This window comes from Actinophytocola sp., assembly GCF_035942955.1.
Lineage (GTDB): Bacteria > Actinomycetota > Actinomycetes > Mycobacteriales > Pseudonocardiaceae > DASYTH01.
On the sequence record NZ_DASZCQ010000301.1, the window covers coordinates 26,274 to 41,883 of the forward strand.

Annotated in this window: 14 protein-coding genes; 8 read left to right on the forward strand and 6 right to left on the reverse strand. The window is 71.5% G+C overall.

Features of this window, described 5'->3' with window-relative positions:
- The first annotated feature begins 22 nt into the window (after positions 1–22).
- The 3 genes from VGX25_RS30300 (at position 23) to VGX25_RS30310 (ending at position 3,382) form a co-directional block, all read left to right on the forward strand.
- On the forward strand, positions 23–331 hold the full coding sequence (locus VGX25_RS30300) for an NAD(P) transhydrogenase subunit alpha (RefSeq protein WP_326921363.1): 309 nt from the start codon (positions 23–25) through the stop codon (positions 329–331).
- Entirely contained in the window at positions 328–1,728 is a 1,401-nt protein-coding gene (locus VGX25_RS30305; RefSeq protein WP_326921364.1) for an NAD(P)(+) transhydrogenase (Re/Si-specific) subunit beta, read from the forward strand. Before VGX25_RS30300 ends, VGX25_RS30305 begins: the two co-directional genes overlap by 4 nt.
- Positions 1,729–1,822: 94 nt before the next feature.
- Positions 1,823–3,382, forward strand: coding sequence for an alpha/beta hydrolase (locus VGX25_RS30310; RefSeq protein WP_326921365.1), 1,560 nt, complete (start codon positions 1,823–1,825; stop codon positions 3,380–3,382).
- A 39-nt stretch (positions 3,383–3,421) separates the two neighbouring features.
- Here VGX25_RS30310 and VGX25_RS30315 read toward each other — a convergent pair whose 3' ends face one another.
- Positions 3,422–3,829 carry a hypothetical protein gene (locus VGX25_RS30315; protein WP_326921366.1) on the reverse strand — a complete coding sequence of 136 codons (408 nt, stop codon included), beginning with the start codon at positions 3,827–3,829 and terminating at the stop codon, positions 3,422–3,424.
- 58 nt (positions 3,830–3,887) lie between these two features.
- Here VGX25_RS30315 and VGX25_RS30320 point away from each other — a divergent pair, with 58 nt between their 5' ends.
- On the forward strand, positions 3,888–4,808 hold the full coding sequence (locus VGX25_RS30320) for a serine hydrolase (protein WP_326921367.1): 921 nt from the start codon (positions 3,888–3,890) through the stop codon (positions 4,806–4,808).
- Between the two features lie 47 nt (positions 4,809–4,855).
- Here VGX25_RS30320 and VGX25_RS30325 read toward each other — a convergent pair whose 3' ends face one another.
- From VGX25_RS30325 to VGX25_RS30335, 3 genes are read right to left on the reverse strand one after another with little or no spacing between them, the layout of a single operon-like run.
- Positions 4,856–5,806, reverse strand: a complete 951-nt coding sequence (locus tag VGX25_RS30325) for a YihY/virulence factor BrkB family protein (RefSeq protein WP_326921368.1) — start codon at positions 5,804–5,806, stop codon at positions 4,856–4,858.
- Between the two features lie 42 nt (positions 5,807–5,848).
- Positions 5,849–6,121, reverse strand: a complete 273-nt coding sequence (locus VGX25_RS30330; RefSeq protein WP_326921369.1) for a PASTA domain-containing protein — start codon at positions 6,119–6,121, stop codon at positions 5,849–5,851.
- Between the two features lie 47 nt (positions 6,122–6,168).
- Entirely contained in the window at positions 6,169–8,151 is a 1,983-nt protein-coding gene (locus tag VGX25_RS30335; RefSeq protein WP_326921370.1) for an amino acid transporter, read from the reverse strand.
- Positions 8,152–8,250: 99 nt separating this feature from the next.
- On the opposite strand from VGX25_RS30335, the gene VGX25_RS30340 reads away from it, so the two are divergent.
- Positions 8,251–8,958, forward strand: a complete 708-nt coding sequence (locus VGX25_RS30340; protein WP_326921371.1) for an acetoacetate decarboxylase family protein — start codon at positions 8,251–8,253, stop codon at positions 8,956–8,958.
- Here VGX25_RS30340 and VGX25_RS30345 read toward each other — a convergent pair.
- Together VGX25_RS30345 and VGX25_RS30350 are read right to left on the reverse strand one after the other, a co-directional pair.
- On the reverse strand, positions 8,948–11,044 hold the full coding sequence (locus tag VGX25_RS30345; protein WP_326921372.1) for a xanthine dehydrogenase family protein molybdopterin-binding subunit: 2,097 nt from the start codon (positions 11,042–11,044) through the stop codon (positions 8,948–8,950). The two genes, VGX25_RS30340 and VGX25_RS30345, sit on opposite strands and share 11 nt — an antisense overlap.
- Before the next feature lie 157 nt (positions 11,045–11,201).
- The gene (locus VGX25_RS30350) at positions 11,202–11,636 is read right to left on the reverse strand and encodes a (2Fe-2S)-binding protein (RefSeq protein ID WP_326921373.1); all 435 of its coding nucleotides are present in this window, start codon (positions 11,634–11,636) and stop codon (positions 11,202–11,204) included.
- Positions 11,637–11,796: 160 nt separating this feature from the next.
- On the opposite strand from VGX25_RS30350, the gene VGX25_RS30355 reads away from it, so the two are divergent.
- The 3 genes from VGX25_RS30355 to VGX25_RS30365 form a co-directional block, all read left to right on the forward strand.
- Positions 11,797–13,017: an amino acid ABC transporter substrate-binding protein gene (locus VGX25_RS30355; protein WP_326921374.1), complete on the forward strand. Its 1,221-nt coding sequence runs from the start codon at positions 11,797–11,799 to the stop codon at positions 13,015–13,017.
- 2 nt (positions 13,018–13,019) lie between these two features.
- A complete protein-coding gene (locus VGX25_RS30360; RefSeq protein ID WP_326921375.1) occupies positions 13,020–13,904 on the forward strand; it encodes a branched-chain amino acid ABC transporter permease in 885 nt (294 codons plus the stop codon).
- Positions 13,901–15,610: branched-chain amino acid ABC transporter ATP-binding protein/permease (locus tag VGX25_RS30365; protein ID WP_326921376.1), on the forward strand; the 1,710-nt coding region annotated here is incomplete at its 3' end. The genes VGX25_RS30360 and VGX25_RS30365, both read left to right, overlap by 4 nt.

Sequence of the window (15,610 nt, forward strand, 5' to 3'; positions counted from 1 at the left end):
CCTCGACGGGGAGGAGACGTCAATGCTGGTGGAGAACCTGGCGGTGCTGGTGCTCGCCGGCTTCGTCGGTTTCGCGGTGATCTCCAAGGTGCCCAACACCTTGCACACGCCGCTGATGTCCGGCACGAACGCCATCCACGGGATCGTGGTGCTCGGCGGGTTCATCGTGCTCGGTGCGGGCGCCGAGGGCGTGCTGAACAAGGTCCTCCTGGTGGTGGCCATCGCGTTCGGCACGATCAACGTGGTGGGCGGGTTCCTGGTGACCGACCGGATGCTGGGCATGTTCAAGACCAAGCGTGCCAACGGCTCCGAGCGGGTGGAGAAGCCATGAGCTGGGTGCACGGCGAGACCTTCATCCAGTCGATGTACATCGTGGCCTTCGCGCTGTTCATCTACGGGCTGATGGGGCTGACCGGGCCGAAGACCGCGGTGCGCGGGAACCTGATCGCCGCGGTCGGCATGGCGGTCGCGATCGGGGCGACGCTGCTGCGGCCGGGGCTGGGCAACTGGTGGCTGATCCTGCTCGGCGTGGCGATCGGCACGGCGATCGGGATCCCCGCGGCGCGCAAGGTCCGGATGACCGCGATGCCGCAGATGGTGGCGCTGTTCAACGGGGTCGGCGGCGGCGCGATCGCACTGATCGCGTGGGTGGAGTTCCGGCACAGCAACGGTTTCGAGCACGAGCCGGCGTACGTGTCGATCGCGTCGCTGTTCGCCGCGCTGATCGGTTCGGTGTCGTTCTGGGGCTCCAACGTGGCGTTCGGCAAGCTGCAGGAGATCATCCCCGGCCGGCCGATCAGCGTCGGCCGGCTGCAGCAGCCGCTGAACCTGCTGGTGCTGCTGCTCGCGCTGGCCTGCGCGCTGACGATCATCCTGGGCGGCGAGTCCGAGCTGCTGATGATCGGCCTGCTGGTGGCCTCGGCCGTGCTCGGCCTGCTCGTCGTGCTGCCCATCGGTGGGGCGGACATGCCGGTGGTGATCTCCCTGCTGAACGCGGCGACCGGGCTGAGTGCCGCGGCCATGGGGCTGGCGCTGGACAACACCGCGCTGATCGTGGCCGGCATGATCGTCGGCGCGTCCGGCTCGATCCTGACCAACCTGATGGCCAAGGCGATGAACCGGTCCATCCCGGCGATCGTCGCGGGCGGGTTCGGCGGCAACGGCTCGGCGGCCAAGGCGCACGCCGGCGGGGACCGCCCGGTTCGCCGGGCCAGCGCGGCGGACGCGGCCATCCAGATGGCCTTCGCCAAGCAGGTGATCATCGTGCCGGGCTACGGGATGGCGGTGGCCCAGGCGCAGCACTCGGTGCGCGAGATGGCAAACCTGCTTGAGGCCAAGGGCGTCACGGTCTACTACGCCATCCACCCGGTGGCCGGCCGCATGCCGGGCCACATGAACGTGCTGCTGGCCGAGGCCGACGTGCCGTACGAGCAGCTCAAGGAGATGGACACGATCAACGGGGAGTTCGCCCGCACCGACGTGTCGCTGGTGATCGGCGCGAACGACGTGACCAACCCGGCGGCGCGCTCCGACCCCAACTCGCCGATCTACGGGATGCCCATCCTCGACGTCGACCAGAGCCGCTCGGTGATCGTGCTGAAACGCTCGATGAGCCCCGGTTTCGCCGGCGTGGACAACGACCTCTACTACGACCCGAAGACCGCCATGCTGTTCGGCGACGCCAAGTCCTCGGTCGCGGAGATCACCAGGGAGCTCAAGGCGCAGTAGCCGTTCTCACACCGTCTTTACACGGTGCATAGGTCCCCGTCCGTAGCCTGTCGCCACCGTCAATCTGGACGGGCTGGAGGGACTGGGAGGAACCATGCGAAGAACGCTCGCGGTTTTCGCCGCCGTCGCCGCGGTCACACTGTCCACAATGGCCGGTCTGCCGGCCGCCGCGGAACCCGCGCAGGCGATGAGCTGGGGGCCGTGCGAGGAGATTCCGGACGACCCGACGCTGCAGTGCGCCACGCTGCGGGTCCCGCTCGACTGGGCCCACCCGCGCGGTCCGAAGATCGACCTTGGGGTGGCCAGGAGGCTGGCGACCGACCCGGCGGCACGCATCGGCTCGCTGCTGATCAACCCGGGCGGTCCGGGCGGCTCCGGCCGGGCCTTCGCCATCTTCGGCGCCGAGTACTTCAGCCCCGAGCTGCGCCGGCACTTCGACCTGGTCGGCTTCGACCCGCGGGGCATCGGCCGCAGCGCACCCGTCATGTGCACGCTCGATCTCATCCTCGCCGAGCCGTCGTTCCTGATGACGAGCCAGCGGGAGTTCGATCAGCGGCTGGACTACAACCGGCGGTTGCGGGAGGACTGCCGGCGGCACACCGGCCCGGTGATCGATCACCTGGACATGATCAGCGTGGTGCGGGACATGGACGCGCTGCGTGCCGCGCTCGGCGACCGGAAGCTCACCTACTACGGGATCTCCTACGGCAGCCTCGACGGCCAGCAGTACGCCGAGCTGTTCCCGGACCGGATACGCGCGATCGTCGCCGACTCCAACATGGATCACAGCCTCGGCACCCGCGCGTTCCTCGACACCGAGGCGGCCACCACCGAGGACGCCTGGCGCGAGTTCGTCGCCTGGTGCGACCGCACCGAAAGCTGTGCGCTGCACGGCCGGGACGTGCGGGCGGTGTGGCACGACCTGCTCGACCGGGCCGAGCGGGGCCAGCTTCCCGATCCGTTCGACCCCGACCGGACACTGCGGCCCGAGGAGCTGATCGGCTTCGTCTTCGGCGCGTTCTACGACCCGGCGTGGGCTCAGCTCGCCGAGGTGCTCGCCGCGCTGCACGCCGGCGACCCGTTGCCGTTCCCACCGCCTCCGCCGCCCGGCGAGGAGCCGGAGCTGGTCAACTTCCCGCCGCTGGCCATCTTCTGCAACGACTGGAGCCTGCCGATCCGCGACTACCGGGAGTTCGCCGCGCACCTGCGCCGGATGGAGCGGATCGCGCCGGATATGCGGTTCTCGTCGGCCGCGACCCCGATCACCGTCGGCTGCCTCGGTTCCCCTGAGCGGATCGCCAACCCGCAGCACAAGCTGCGGGTCCGGGACGCAGCCACACCGTTGCTGCTGCTCAACGCCCTGCACGACCCGGCGACCGGGTACAACTGGGCGACCAACGCGGCCAGGCAGCTCGGCCGGGAGGCGGTGCTGCTCACCTACGACGGCTGGGGCCACGGGGTCTACGGGCGCAGCGACTGCACCACCGGTGCCGTCGACCGTTACCTGATCTCGCTGACCCTCCCGGCGCGGGGCACGCACTGCCCGGCGGTCGAACCGGGTGACGTGGCCGCGCAACAGCAGGCCGGCCCGCCGGGGCGGCCCGCGCTGCCCGGCCTTGATCCGCGCGACCGGCTGTCGCCGTACCGAGGTTGAGCCGATGGGCCCTGCCGGCCGACGTGCCGGCAGGGCCCGCTAGTGCTCCTCGCCGAACTCGATCGCGCCGCCGAGCAGGCCCTGCATGGACCTCATGAAGTCGGCGGACATCCCGGACAGCGCCCACCGGTTGCCGACCAGGTAGACGCCGCCGTACGACTTCGCGCCGTCCACCCACGCCCGCTGACCCTCGGCGGTGTCGAAGTCGAGGAGGACGACGTCGGCGCCGGGCGCGCTGCAGGTCGCCTGCCGGAAGTCGGCCCCCTTGACGGTGACCTTCGCCCGGCAACCCACCGTGTCCGCCAGCTCCTGCACGGTCATCACCTTGGCGGGCGCGGCGGCGCCCTGCGGCTGCGCACCGTGCCCGTCGTGCCCGGCCGCGGGGTCCCCGGCGCACCCACCGACCACCAGCAGGGCGGCCAGGATCGATGCGGGTGGAAGCCTCACGTCTAGGTATACGGACCGAGCACACCCGGCGTTCACGGCACCGGTCATACGATCAGGCGTGCCTGCGCGAAGACCGGGGCCGCTGCTGTTCGGCGCGCTCGTCGTGGTGAGTGCCTGCGGCTCCCCGGCGCCCGGACCCCCACCGTTACCCGCGCCCACCAGTGAGTCCACAGTGGACAGCACGGCTCCGTCGGTCTCGGCGACGTCGGAGCCCGCACCCGTGGTGGCCGTCCGGGACGTCGTCGACGCGGCCGAGGGGGCGATGCCGCCGGGGATGACCCTTGGGGTGGCGGTGCTCGACGTGGACACCGGGGAACTGGTGGAGGGCCGGCTCGGCGGGCGGCAGTTCATGGCGGCGTCGCTGAGCAAGCTGATCGTGGTGGTGGACATGTTCGACCGCCGCCGTAGCGAGGGACGTGAGATCGCCGAGGCCGACCTCAAGCTCGTCGACCGCGCGCTGAGCAGCAGCGACGACGGCGCGATGAGCGCGCTGTGGGGCAGGTACGACGGCCTCGGCGCCGTCCGGCGGGTCGCCGGCCAGCTCGGGCTCACCGCGACCAGGCCACCCGACGACCACGGTGAGTGGGGCGACACCACGACCACGGCCGGCGACATCGTCCGGATCTACCAACACATCCTGCGCGACATGGCCGCCGCGGACCGCGACGCCGTCGTCGCCGCGCTCGCCGCCGCCCAACCCGTCGCCACCGACGGGTTCGCGCAGTACTACGGCCTGCTCGGGCCGGGACCGTCCGCGCAGCGCTACGCCAAGCAGGCCTGGGTGCCCTGGGCCCCGGCCGGCCACCTGTTGCACAGCGCCGGCGTCGTGCACGACACCCGAACCGGCCACACCTACGCGATGGCCCTGCTGTCCATCCAGCCCCGCACCAGCGCACAAGCCGCCCGCGACCGGCTGACCGCCGTGGCCGCTCCCGCCATGGGTCTCCTCGGCGCCGGCTCGACAGGTGGGACACGATGAAGCCGGTCTATGACTCGGCGGTGGAGCATGCCTCGCCATAGGACGATTCACGGCTCGATGTCGTCCTCGTCGAGGGACCGGGTGTCGCGGGGTGGAAGGAAGGGCTCGCGGTCGGGTGGGTGGCCGGCTTCGATGCGTTGGCCGCGGGCCAGCTCGGCGTCCAGCTCGGCGCCGAGCAGGATGGCGATGTTGGAGATCCACAACCAGACCAGGAACACGATGACGCCGGCGAGGGAGCCGTAGGTCTTGTTGTAGGAGCCGAAGTTGGCCACGTAGACGGCGAAACCGGCGGAGGCGATCACCCAGAGAAGCACCGCGAGGATGCCGCCGGGGCTCAGCCAGCGGAAGCCGGGGTGCCGGACGTTGGGCGCGGCCCAGTACAGCAGGGCGAACGCGAGGCTGACCAGCAACGCGATCACCGGCCACTTGGCGATGTCCCAGATCTGCACGCCGGTGCCGCCGATGCCGAGGAGGTGACCGAGGCGGTCGGCGAGGCCGCCGGTGGCGACCACGCCCACCGCGCACAGCGCCAGCATGATCACTACCGCGAGGGTGAGCAGGACCCGCAGCGGCCAGGTCTTCCACACCGGCCGCCCTTCGGGCATCTCGTAGATCGCGTTGGCGGCGCGCATGAACGCGGCCACGTAGGCCGACGCGGACCACAGCGCGGCGGCCAGGCCGACGATCGCCAGGGGACCGGCGAGGCTCTGGGAGCGGTGCAGCTCGCGGATCGCGTTGCTCAGGATCTCCTTGCCCTGGCCGGGAACCACCTGGTTGATGTTGTCGATCAGCGTCTGGGTCGCGGCCGGGCCGAGCATCCCGAGCACCGCGGTCACGACGACCACGGCCGGAAAGATGGACAGCACGCTGTAGTAGGTCAGCGCCGCCGCCCAGTCGGTCAGGTTGTCCCGCCGGAACTCGGTGACCGTCCGCTTGAGCACCTCCCACCACGACCGTTTCGACAGGTCGGTGGGTCCCTCGGGGTCCGTTCGCGTCACACCCCGGACGTACCCGCCGTCCGGCGCGGTAACCCCGTACGGCTAGACCGGCTCCGGGACGGCCGGTTCGAGCGGGGGCGGGCCGGCTTCCACGGCCGAGCCGGGGCCGCCCCTGGTCCACAGGAACACGGGGGTTCCCGGTTCGGTCCGCTCACCGGAGGGCGGTTGCTGCGCGGTGATCACGCCCGTGTCCGGTGCGGGGGTGTGGTCCGGGCCGGACGGGACCAGCCCGGCGGCCTGCACCATCGCACACGCCTCACTTGCGCCGAATCCGACAACGTCGGGTACCTCGGTCGCCCGGCGACGCCTGAGCACACCACGACTATAGGTGGCACAACCTGATCACGCCCGGCCGCACGGGCTCAGCCGCCGACGTGGATGCCGGGGCGCCGGGCGGGGTCGTCCTCGGCCTTGCGCAGGATCTCGCGGACGACGGGCGGCGTGTCGCCCTGGCCGAGGATGAGGTAGCGGAGCAGGTGGCCGAGCGGGTTTCCCTCGGACCATTCGAAGTGGCAGTGCGGTCGCACGCCGGTGCTGTCGCGCAGCGCCAGCAGGATGGCGGCGATCGCGTTCGGAACGGCCGGGCTCTGCGCGCGCAGGATGCGGTGGCCGCCGATCTCGACACCTCGGACCCGCAGCGCGTTGCTGAACTCCGACGGGTCGACGACGTCGATCTCGAGGAACAGGATGTCGGCGGGACCGGGCACCGGGTTCATCCCGCGCTGTTCGTCCTCTTTGGACCGATACTCGGCGTCGTCGCCGGCCTGTCGCTTGTTGGCGATGATGTGCAGGCGCCCGTCGTGGGCCAGCGAGTCGGTGACGAACCGGCGGGCGGCCTCGTCGAACTCGATCCGGTCGGCGCGCAGCTCGGTGGTGCGGGACACCCGGGAGATCAGCGACACCAGGACGATCCCGGCGATGAACGCCGCGGAGATCGCGATCCCGTCCGGCTTCTCGACGACGTTGGCGCCGAGCGCGTACAGGAAGACCAGCGTCACGACGGCGAAGCCGATCGCCTGACCGCGGGACCGGCGCCGCACGGCCGAGATCGTCACCGCGACCGCCGCCGAGGTCATCATCGCCAGGATCCCGGTGGCGTACGCGCCGGCCTGGGCGTTGACGTCGGCGCCGAACGCGATCGTGATGCCGACGCTGATCAGCGTGTAGACCAGCACGACCGGGCGGACCGCGCGGCCCCATTCCGGCGCCATGCCGTACCCGGGCAGGTACCGCGGCACGATGTTGATCAGCCCGGCCATCGCCGAGGCACCGGCGAACCAGAGGATCAGGATGCTGCTGATGTCGTAGACCGTGCCGAAGGCGTTGCCGAGGTGCTCGTGGGCCAGGTAGGCAAGGGCCCGGCCGTTCGCGCCGCCGCCCTCCTCGAACTGCTCGGCCGGGATGAGCACGGTGGTGACGAAGCTGGTCGCGATCAGGTACACCGACATGATCAGCGCGGCGGTGGTCAGCATCGTGCGGGTGTTGCGGATGCGGTCGGCCAGCCGCCGCTCGGCGGTCTCGCCGTCCGCGGCCACCAGCGGCATCATGCTCACGCCGGTCTCGAAGCCGGAAAGGCCGAGCACCAGCAGCGGGAACGCGATCACGGCCGGCCCCAGGATGTCGAGCACCCCACCGCCGCCCGCGGTCAGCCGGTCGACCCACCGGGACACCGCGTCCGGCTCGCCGATCACCTCCACCACGCCCGCGCCCACGATGATCGCGTTGAGCAGCAGGAACGCGGCCACCAGCGGGATCGCCACCCCCACCGCCTCGCTGAACCCGAGCAGGAACACCCCGCCGAGGATCAGCAGCAGCACGACCGTGATCGCGACCTGTTGACCGTGCAGGAAACCGGGAAACGCCGGGTTCTCCACCAGGTGCACCGACGCGTCCGCCGACGACAGCGTGATCGTGATGATCCATGAGGTGGCCACGAAACCCAGCAGCACCAACACGAAGATCTTCCCGCGCCAGAACGGCAGCAGGGTCTCCAGCATGGCCACCGAGCCCTGCCCGTGCGGGCTCTCGGCCGCCACCCGCCGGTACATCGGCAGCATCCCGAGCAACGTCAGCGCCACGATCAGCAGCGTCGCCAGCGGGGACAGCGCCCCCGCGGCCAGCGCGGCGATCCCCGGCAGGTACGACAGCGTGGAGTAGTAGTCGACCCCGGTCAGGCACATGATCTTCCACCAGGCGTGCGGCTCGGCGTGCGCCTCCGCGGCCTCCGGCCCGACCGGCGCCACCCGGTGCTGCAGCAGCCATCTCGCCACCGGCCCCGACGGCGCCGCCGGCCGCACCGGACTGTCCACACACTCCGGTATGGCCAGCTCGGGCGTGCTGCTCATCTGTCGTCCTCCCACCGGCGGCGGCGTGCCGATTCACCGTACTGGGCTGCGCGGCTTGGCCAGGGGAGGTCGGCTTCGGGGGCGCTAGGGTGGAGGTCCATGGACACCGCTCTCGCCCGCATTCCCGGGGTTGCCGAGACCACGTTGACGGCCGAGCAGCTGGCCCTGCTGCCCGACGAGGCGCCGGCCGCGCCGTGGCGGGTCCGGGCCGGGGCCGTCTTCTGGTGGGCCCGCCCTGACCAGCGGGCCCGCGCCGCGCTGCGGGACGTGCTGCCCGCCGCCGTGGGCGCCGGCGCCCGGCCGCTGCTGGTGATCGGCGCGCTTGTCGGCTACACCGACACCCCGGTCGGGCCGTACTCCGAGATCCTGGCCATGGTCGTGCTGCGTCACGGGGCCACGGTCCTCGGTCACGTGCCGTTCATCGCCGTCGACTCCCCGGCCAGCGTGGTCGGCGGGCGGGCCAACTGGGCGCTGCCCAAGACCCTCGCCGAGTTCGACGGCGCACCCGCCGAGGGCGCCGAGGTGACCGCGCACGCGCTGGGCTGGCGGATCCGGGCCACCCCGCGCGGCTACGGACCGGCGCTGCCGGGGCCGCTGCTGCCGATCACGCCCGTCGTCCAGATCGGGCCCGACGGCGACCGCTGGTCGGTCCGGGCCCGCGGGCTGGCCCGCTTCCGCCCGGCCCGCGTCGACGTCCACGTCGAGGCCGACTCCTCGCTCGCCGCCTGGTTCCCCGCCGGCCCGCGCCGTGGCATCCTGTGCACCTCGTTCACCTCGCACATCCCGCCGGCCAGGGTCACGCGTTGAGCGCGGCGACGATGTTGTCCGGCGTGAGGGGAAGGGTGCGGACTCCGACGCCGAGGGCGTCGCGCACGGCGTTGGCGATGGCGGCGGCGGTGGGCCCCTGGGCGGCCTCGCCCGCGCCGAGCGAGGGCTCGGCCGGGCGGTCGATGAGTTCGATGTGGACGGTAGGGGCGTCGGGGAAGCGCAGGATCGGGTAGCTCTCCCAGTCGGTGCTGGTGATCGCGCGGCGGTCGAACCCGACCCGCTCGAACAGGGTCCAGCTGGTCGACTGGATCGCGCCGCCCTCGATCTGGTTGCGCACGCCGTCCGGCGTGATCACCTGGCCGACGTCGACGGCGAGCGTGAGGCGGCGGACCCGAACCGAGTGCACGGCCTCCACCTCGGCGACCACCGCGCAGTAACCGCCGGCGTTCTTGTACCGGGCGAAGGCGATGCCGTGCCCCACGGAATCGCCGGGCCGCCGACCGTCCCAACCGGACGCCGCGGCGGCGCGCGCGATGACGGCGCGGGCGCGCTCGTCGGTCAGGTGGGCGAGGCGGTACTCGACGGGGTCGCGGCCGGCCAGCTCGGCGAGCTCGTCGACGAGGCACTCGATGGCGAACACGTTGAGGTAGGCGCCGAGGGAGCGCAGGGCCGACGTCCGGATCGGCATGTCGAGCACGCGGTGCCCGGTAACCCGGCGGCTCGGGATGTCGTAGTACGGCACGGCGTTGCGGGTCGAGCCGCCGACCGGCGGAGGCGGATCCACGGCGGGGGCAAGCGGTTGGCCGCCGGCCCGGTGCGTGGCGGCCAGCAGGCCGAGGTTTCCGCCGCCGTAGCCGGGCCGGCTGGTGTGGCCGGGGCTGAACACGTCGTGCCGCCAGGAGACGATGCGGCCGGCGGCGTCGAGGCCGGCGGTGACGTCGACGGCCATGGCCGGGCCGAGGGGCGCCCAGGCCAGCTCGTCGGCCCGGCTCCACACCACCTGCACCGGGCGGCCGGGCACCGACCGGGCGAGCAGGACCGCGTCGAAGGCGGCGTCGTCGGCGGCGTTGTGCCCGTAGCAGCCGGCCCCCTCGACGTGCCGCACCACGATGCGCTCGGCGGGGATGGCCATGGCCGCGGCGATGGCCCGGCGCAGGCCGTGCACGTGCTGGCTGTGGCTCCACACGCTGAGCTCGTCGCCGTGCCAGACGGCCACGCCGCAGCTCGGCGCGATCGAGGCGTGCGCGAGGTAGGGGCGGTGGTAGCTGGCGGACACCTCGCGCACCACGCCTTCGGCCGGCGGGTCGGCGACCACCTCGATCGGCTCCGCATCGGCCGTGCGCAGCCAGGCCGGCAGGTCGTCGAGGTCCGGCAGGCAGTCGCGCTCGACCCAGCTGGCGGCCTCGGCCAGTGCCGCCGCTGCGCGCACCGCGTCCTCCTCACGCTGCGCCACGGCGCCGAGGAAGCTGCCGTCGCGAACCACCACCACGCCGGGGAGGTCTACAGTGGACAGATCGGCGAGCCTGGCGCCGGGCGACGGTGGGCGGACCACGCGGCCGAACAGCTGACCGGGAAGCACGAGGTCGTGGATGAACCGGGGCCGGCCGGCGATCTTGTCCGGCAGGTCGAGCCGCGGCGGGCTGATCCCGAGCACGGGGAACGGGCCGAGGCTCCTCGGCGTCGCCGAGCCGTCCGCGTCGCGCTCGAGCAGCCCCGGCTCCGCGAGCTGCCAGTACGTCAGGGCGACCGTGCCGGTCTCGTCGTGGATCGTCCCGTCCGCGACCCGCAGCCGGTCGCGGTCCACGCCGCTCTTGGCCGCCGCCGCGTTCAGCAGCACGGCCCGGACCTCGGCGCACACCTGCCGCAACGCCGCCCCGGAGACCGAGACGGACAGGCTGCCGGTCGTGGCGCCCTCGTCGGGACCGCTCGAGGTGTCGGCTGCGGCCATCAGCACCCGGCCCGGCCCGACGTCCAGCTCGGCCGCCGCGAGCTGCGCCAGCGCGGTGAGGATGCCCTGGCCCAGCTCGACCTTGCCGACCCGGACCGTCACGACGCCCGGCACGTCCAGGCTCACCCAGGTGGACAGCCGGGGGTTGGCCGCGAGCGTGCGGGGCAGTTCCGTCATTCCATCACCTCGCAAGCTCGGTGATGGTGACCCCATCGCCTCGTCCCTCGGCGATGGGGCAGCGTTCGATGATTCGCTCCGCAAGCTCCGCCAAGCCTGCGTCTTCTCGTTCCTCGAAGACGCAGGAGTATCGAATGGTTCGCTCCGCAAGCTTCGCTCATGCGCCCACCCGCCGCACCGCGCGCACGATCCGGTTGTGCACCCCGCACCGGCACAGGTTGCGCTCGAGGGCCACGCGCACCTCCCGTTCTTCCGGCCGGGGGGAGCGTGCCAGCAGCGCCGCCGCGCTGATGATCATGCCGGAGATGCAGTAGCCGCACTGCGCGGCCTGCTCCTCGGTCAACGCCTCGAGCAGCGGGTGCGCCCGCAGTCCTTCGACGGTGGTCACGTCCTTGCCCGCCACGGCCCACAGCGGGGTGTCGCACGAGGCCACCGGCTGGCCGTCGAGCAGGACGAAGCAGGCGCCGCAGAGCCCGACGCCGCAGCCGAACCGGCTGGCCTTGAGGCCGAGATCGTTGCGCAGGACGTAGAGCAGGGCAGTGTCCCGGTCGGCGTCGACGTCGACCTCCTGCCCGTTCACCCTGATCCGCATGTGGTCAACTTCCTGCAATCGTTTGTTGACCATCCTTGACCAGCGCACATGTGCGGTCAAGCCAGGGTGGCGGCATTGACAGACCGAGCGGCGCGGCGCCAGGATAGTCCTCTTGCAATCGTTTGCGGCCAGTGCCGGCCCGGCGGTGAGGAGGACGCGCATGCGAGCGAATCCGGTCCGATCGCGGTTGGCCATCCTGGTGGTCGCCTGCCTCACCGCCGCGGTGGCCGCCTGCGGCGGGGGCGCGGAAGGCGGCGACGGCTCCGGCCCGATCGTAATCGGCACCTCGCTGCCGCTGACCGGACAGTTCTCCCAACCCGGCGAGGAAGCCAAGCGCGGGTACGAGATCTGGCGCGACATGGTCAACGGGCAGGGCGGCCTGCTCGGCCGGCAGGTCGAGCTCAGGATCACCGACGACGCGAGCAACCAGGACACGATCGTCGCCGACTACACCAAGCTGATCACACAGGAGAAGGTGGACCTGCTGCTGGGCAGCTTCTCCTCGCTGCTCAACTTCGCCGCGTCGGCCGTTGCGGAAAAGAACCGGATGCTGTTCGTGGAGCCGGCCGGCGGCGCGCCGAACATGTTCAGCCGCGGCTTCAAGATGCTCTTCTTCGCCCAGCCGGCGACCGCGCCGCACCACGCCGACGGGATCGTCGAGTGGATCAAGAGCCTGCCGGCGGCCGACAAGCCGGCCACCGCGGCGTACCTCACCCAGGACGACCCGTTCACCCGCCCGGCCATCGAGTCGCTGCAGCAACAGCTCGAGCAGGCCGGCGTGCGCACCGTGTACACGACGATCTATCCGGCGAACACGGCGAACTTCCAGCCGGTGGCCAGCGCGGTGGCCGCGGCCAAGCCGGATCTCGTCGGCCACGGCGCGCAGTTCGAGGACGGCATCGGCGCGGCGCGCGCGCTCCAGCAGGTCGGCTTCTCCCCGAAGGTGTTCTTCCAGACCAACGCGCCGGGTTTCGGCAAGCAGTACACCGACGGCATCGGGGCGAGCAACACCGAGGGCGTCTTCTACAGCACGAGCTGGAGCGAGAACGCCTCGACGCCGCTGAACGCCGAGTTCTCCGCGGAGTACCGCAAGCGCCACGGCTCCGAGCCGACCGAGGACGCCGCCGACGGGTTCGCCGCCGCGCAGGTGCTGCAGGCCGCGGTCAGCGCGGTGGGCAAGATCGATCAGGTCGCGCTCGCGGACTGGTTGCGGGGCAACCAGGTGCAGACGATCCTCGGCACGCTGCGCTGGGCCGAGACCGGGGAGCCGCAGAGCGCGTTCATGCTCGGCCAGTGGCAGAACGGCAAGGTCGAGATCGTCGCCCCCAAGGAGGCAGCGACCACCGACAAGATCGTCTTCCCGAAACCCGCCTGGCGCTAGCCATGATCCAGCTGCTCCAGACGATCATCCTCGGCCTGCTGATCGGCGGGGTCTACGCGCTGATGGCGTCCGGGCTGACGCTGGTGTTCGGGATCATGGGCATCGTCAACGTGGCCCAGGGCGCGCTGCTGGTGCTGGTCGCCATGGTGACCTGGAAGGCATGGCAGCTCAGCGGGTTCGACCCGATCCTGCTGTCCGTGGCGACCACGCCGGCGATGTTCGGGCTCGGCTGGCTGCTCTACAAGCTCGTGATCGTGCGGGTGCGCGGCGCGTCGCCGGCGATGTCGCTGCTGCTGATGTTCGGCGTCGCGCTGACCGTCGAAGGGCTGCTCAACATCACTGCCGGGAACTACTTCCGGTCCGCGACCCCGGTCTACTTCAACCAGTCGTTCCACATCGGACCGTTGGTGCTGCCGAAGGCGCAGGTCTACGGCTGCCTCGCCGCCGTGCTCGTGCTCGGCCTGCTCTACCTGGTGCTCAACCAGACCTGGACCGGGCGGGCGATCCGGGCGTGCGCGCAGAACCCGTCCGGGGCGGCGCTGGTCGGCATCGGCTCGGGCTCGGTCGCCGCGCTGTCGTTCGCGATCGGCACGGCGACCGCAGGCACCGGCGGTTCGATCCTGTCCGTGCTCTACCCGTTCTTCCCGGCGTCGCACTACGAGTGGATCGCCCGGCTGCTCGGCATCATCGTGCTCGGCGGCATGGGATCGCTGCGGGGCGCGGCGGTCGGCGCGGTGGTCCTCGGGCTCGCCGAGACGATCACCGCGACCTACGGGTCGCTGCGCTGGTCCACGCTGGTGTTCTACGCGGTGATCCTGCTGGTCCTGCTGGTCCGCCCGCACGGCCTGTTCGGCACCAAGCTGCGCGAGGACGCGGTGGTGACATGAACCGTCGCGTCCTGTTCGGACTGATCGGGGCCGTTTTCCTGGCCCTGATCGCCTTCCCCGTGGTCGACCCGAGCGCGACCTACGAGCAGACCGTCCTGCTGCTGGCGTTCCTACTCGCCATCCAGGCGATCAGCTGGAACATCATCTCCGGGTTCGCCGGCTACATCTCCTTGGGGCACAGCGTGTTCCTCGGGATCGGCGCGTACACCGCCGGGATCCTGTCCACCAGATGGGAGGTCAACCCACTGCTGCTGGCGCCGCTCGGCGGGGTCGTCGCGGTCGCGGTCGCGGCGCTGGTCGGCAGCGTGGTGCTGCGCGCCAAGGGCCCGGCGTTCGTCATCATCACGATCGCGCTGCTGCTGATCTTCCAGGTGCTCACCGTCAACCTGCCGGGGGTGACCAACGGCTCGGACGGCATCACGCTCGAGCTTCCGTTCTGGGACCCGGACATCGGCAACATCCCGTTCTACTTCATCTTCCTCGCCCTGCTGGTGCTGACGTTCGGGTTCAGCGCGTGGATCCGCCGCACCAAGTTCGGCACCGGGCTGGTCGCGATCCGTGAGGACGAGGGAAAGGCGGCCGCGATCGGCGTGCCCACCACGCTGTACAAGGTGCTCGCCTACGCGGCCAGCGCGTTCTTCATCGGCGTCGCGGGCGGCGTGTACGCCTACTTCCTGACGTTCCTGAACCCGGTGGGCGCGTTCAACATCCTCACCAGCGTCATGGTGGTGCTGGCCGCGCTGGTCGGCGGCCGCGGCACGCTGTGGGGTCCGGTCATCGGCGCGTTCATCGTGTCGTTCGCCGGCGAGGCCGCGACCGTGTACGGCGGCGGATCGAGCAGCCGGCTGCTGCTGTTCGGCCCGGCCCTGGTGATCATCGTGCTGTTCCTGCCGGACGGTCTGCTGCCGACGCTCGGCCGGCTGCTGGCCCGCCGCCGGGCCACCGCCGTGGAGTACATCGACCACACCGCCGTTGGGCCCGGCGCGCCGGTCACGGTCACCGCCCGGCCGGACCCGGCGCCGGGGCCGCTGCTCGAGATTCGCGGCGTGCGCAAGGCATTCGGCGGCCTGCGCGCCGTCGACGGGGTCGACCTGGTCGTGCCAAGGGGGGCGATCACCGGGCTGATCGGTCCCAACGGGTCGGGCAAGACGACGCTGTTCAACCTCGTCACCGGCACCATGCGGGCCGACTCCGGGCAGATCCGGCTCGGCGGCGAGCGCATCGACCGGTCGGCGCCGTGGGATCGGGCGCATCGCGGGCTCGGCCGAACCTTCCAGGTGACCCGGCTGTTCAGGACCATGACCGTGCTGGAGAACGTGGTCGCCCCGCTGCCGGAGTTCGCGCCGCGGGTGCTGGCAGCCGGGGCGATCAACGGCGCCGAGGCCGACCGCGCCCGCGAGCTGCTGTCGTTCGTCGGGTTGGGCCGGTTCGCCGACCAGCGGGCCGGCACCCTGTCCTACGGCCAGCAGAAGCTCGTCGAGCTGGCCCAGGTGCTCATGCTGTCGCCCACGATGATCCTGCTCGACGAGCCGGCCGGGGGCATCAACCCCGGCCTTGTCGACCGGATGATGGAGATCATCCGTGCGGTGAACCGGCAAGGGGTCACGTTCCTGGTGGTGGAGCACAACATTCCGATGGTGCTCGACCTCTGCGACCCGATCTTCGTGCTGGCCGGGGGAAGGGTCATCGCGGATGGTGCGCCGGAG

What these genes read in the sequence shown, in the direction of transcription:
- VGX25_RS30300 (WP_326921363.1), top strand. Translation starts at nt 23, where the DNA reads ATGCTGGTGGAGAACCTGGCGGTGCTGGTGCTCGCCGGCTTCGTCGGT.
- VGX25_RS30305 (WP_326921364.1), top strand. Translation starts at nt 328, where the DNA reads ATGAGCTGGGTGCACGGCGAGACCTTCATCCAGTCGATGTACATCGTG.
- VGX25_RS30310 (WP_326921365.1), top strand. Translation starts at nt 1,823, where the DNA reads ATGCGAAGAACGCTCGCGGTTTTCGCCGCCGTCGCCGCGGTCACACTG.
- VGX25_RS30335 (WP_326921370.1), bottom strand. Translation starts at nt 8,151, where the DNA reads ATGAGCAGCACGCCCGAGCTGGCCATACCGGAGTGTGTGGACAGTCCG.
- VGX25_RS30340 (WP_326921371.1), top strand. Translation starts at nt 8,251, where the DNA reads ATGGACACCGCTCTCGCCCGCATTCCCGGGGTTGCCGAGACCACGTTG.
- VGX25_RS30345 (WP_326921372.1), bottom strand. Translation starts at nt 11,044, where the DNA reads ATGACGGAACTGCCCCGCACGCTCGCGGCCAACCCCCGGCTGTCCACC.
- VGX25_RS30350 (WP_326921373.1), bottom strand. Translation starts at nt 11,636, where the DNA reads ATGCGGATCAGGGTGAACGGGCAGGAGGTCGACGTCGACGCCGACCGG.
- VGX25_RS30355 (WP_326921374.1), top strand. Translation starts at nt 11,797, where the DNA reads ATGCGAGCGAATCCGGTCCGATCGCGGTTGGCCATCCTGGTGGTCGCC.
- VGX25_RS30360 (WP_326921375.1), top strand. Translation starts at nt 13,020, where the DNA reads ATGATCCAGCTGCTCCAGACGATCATCCTCGGCCTGCTGATCGGCGGG.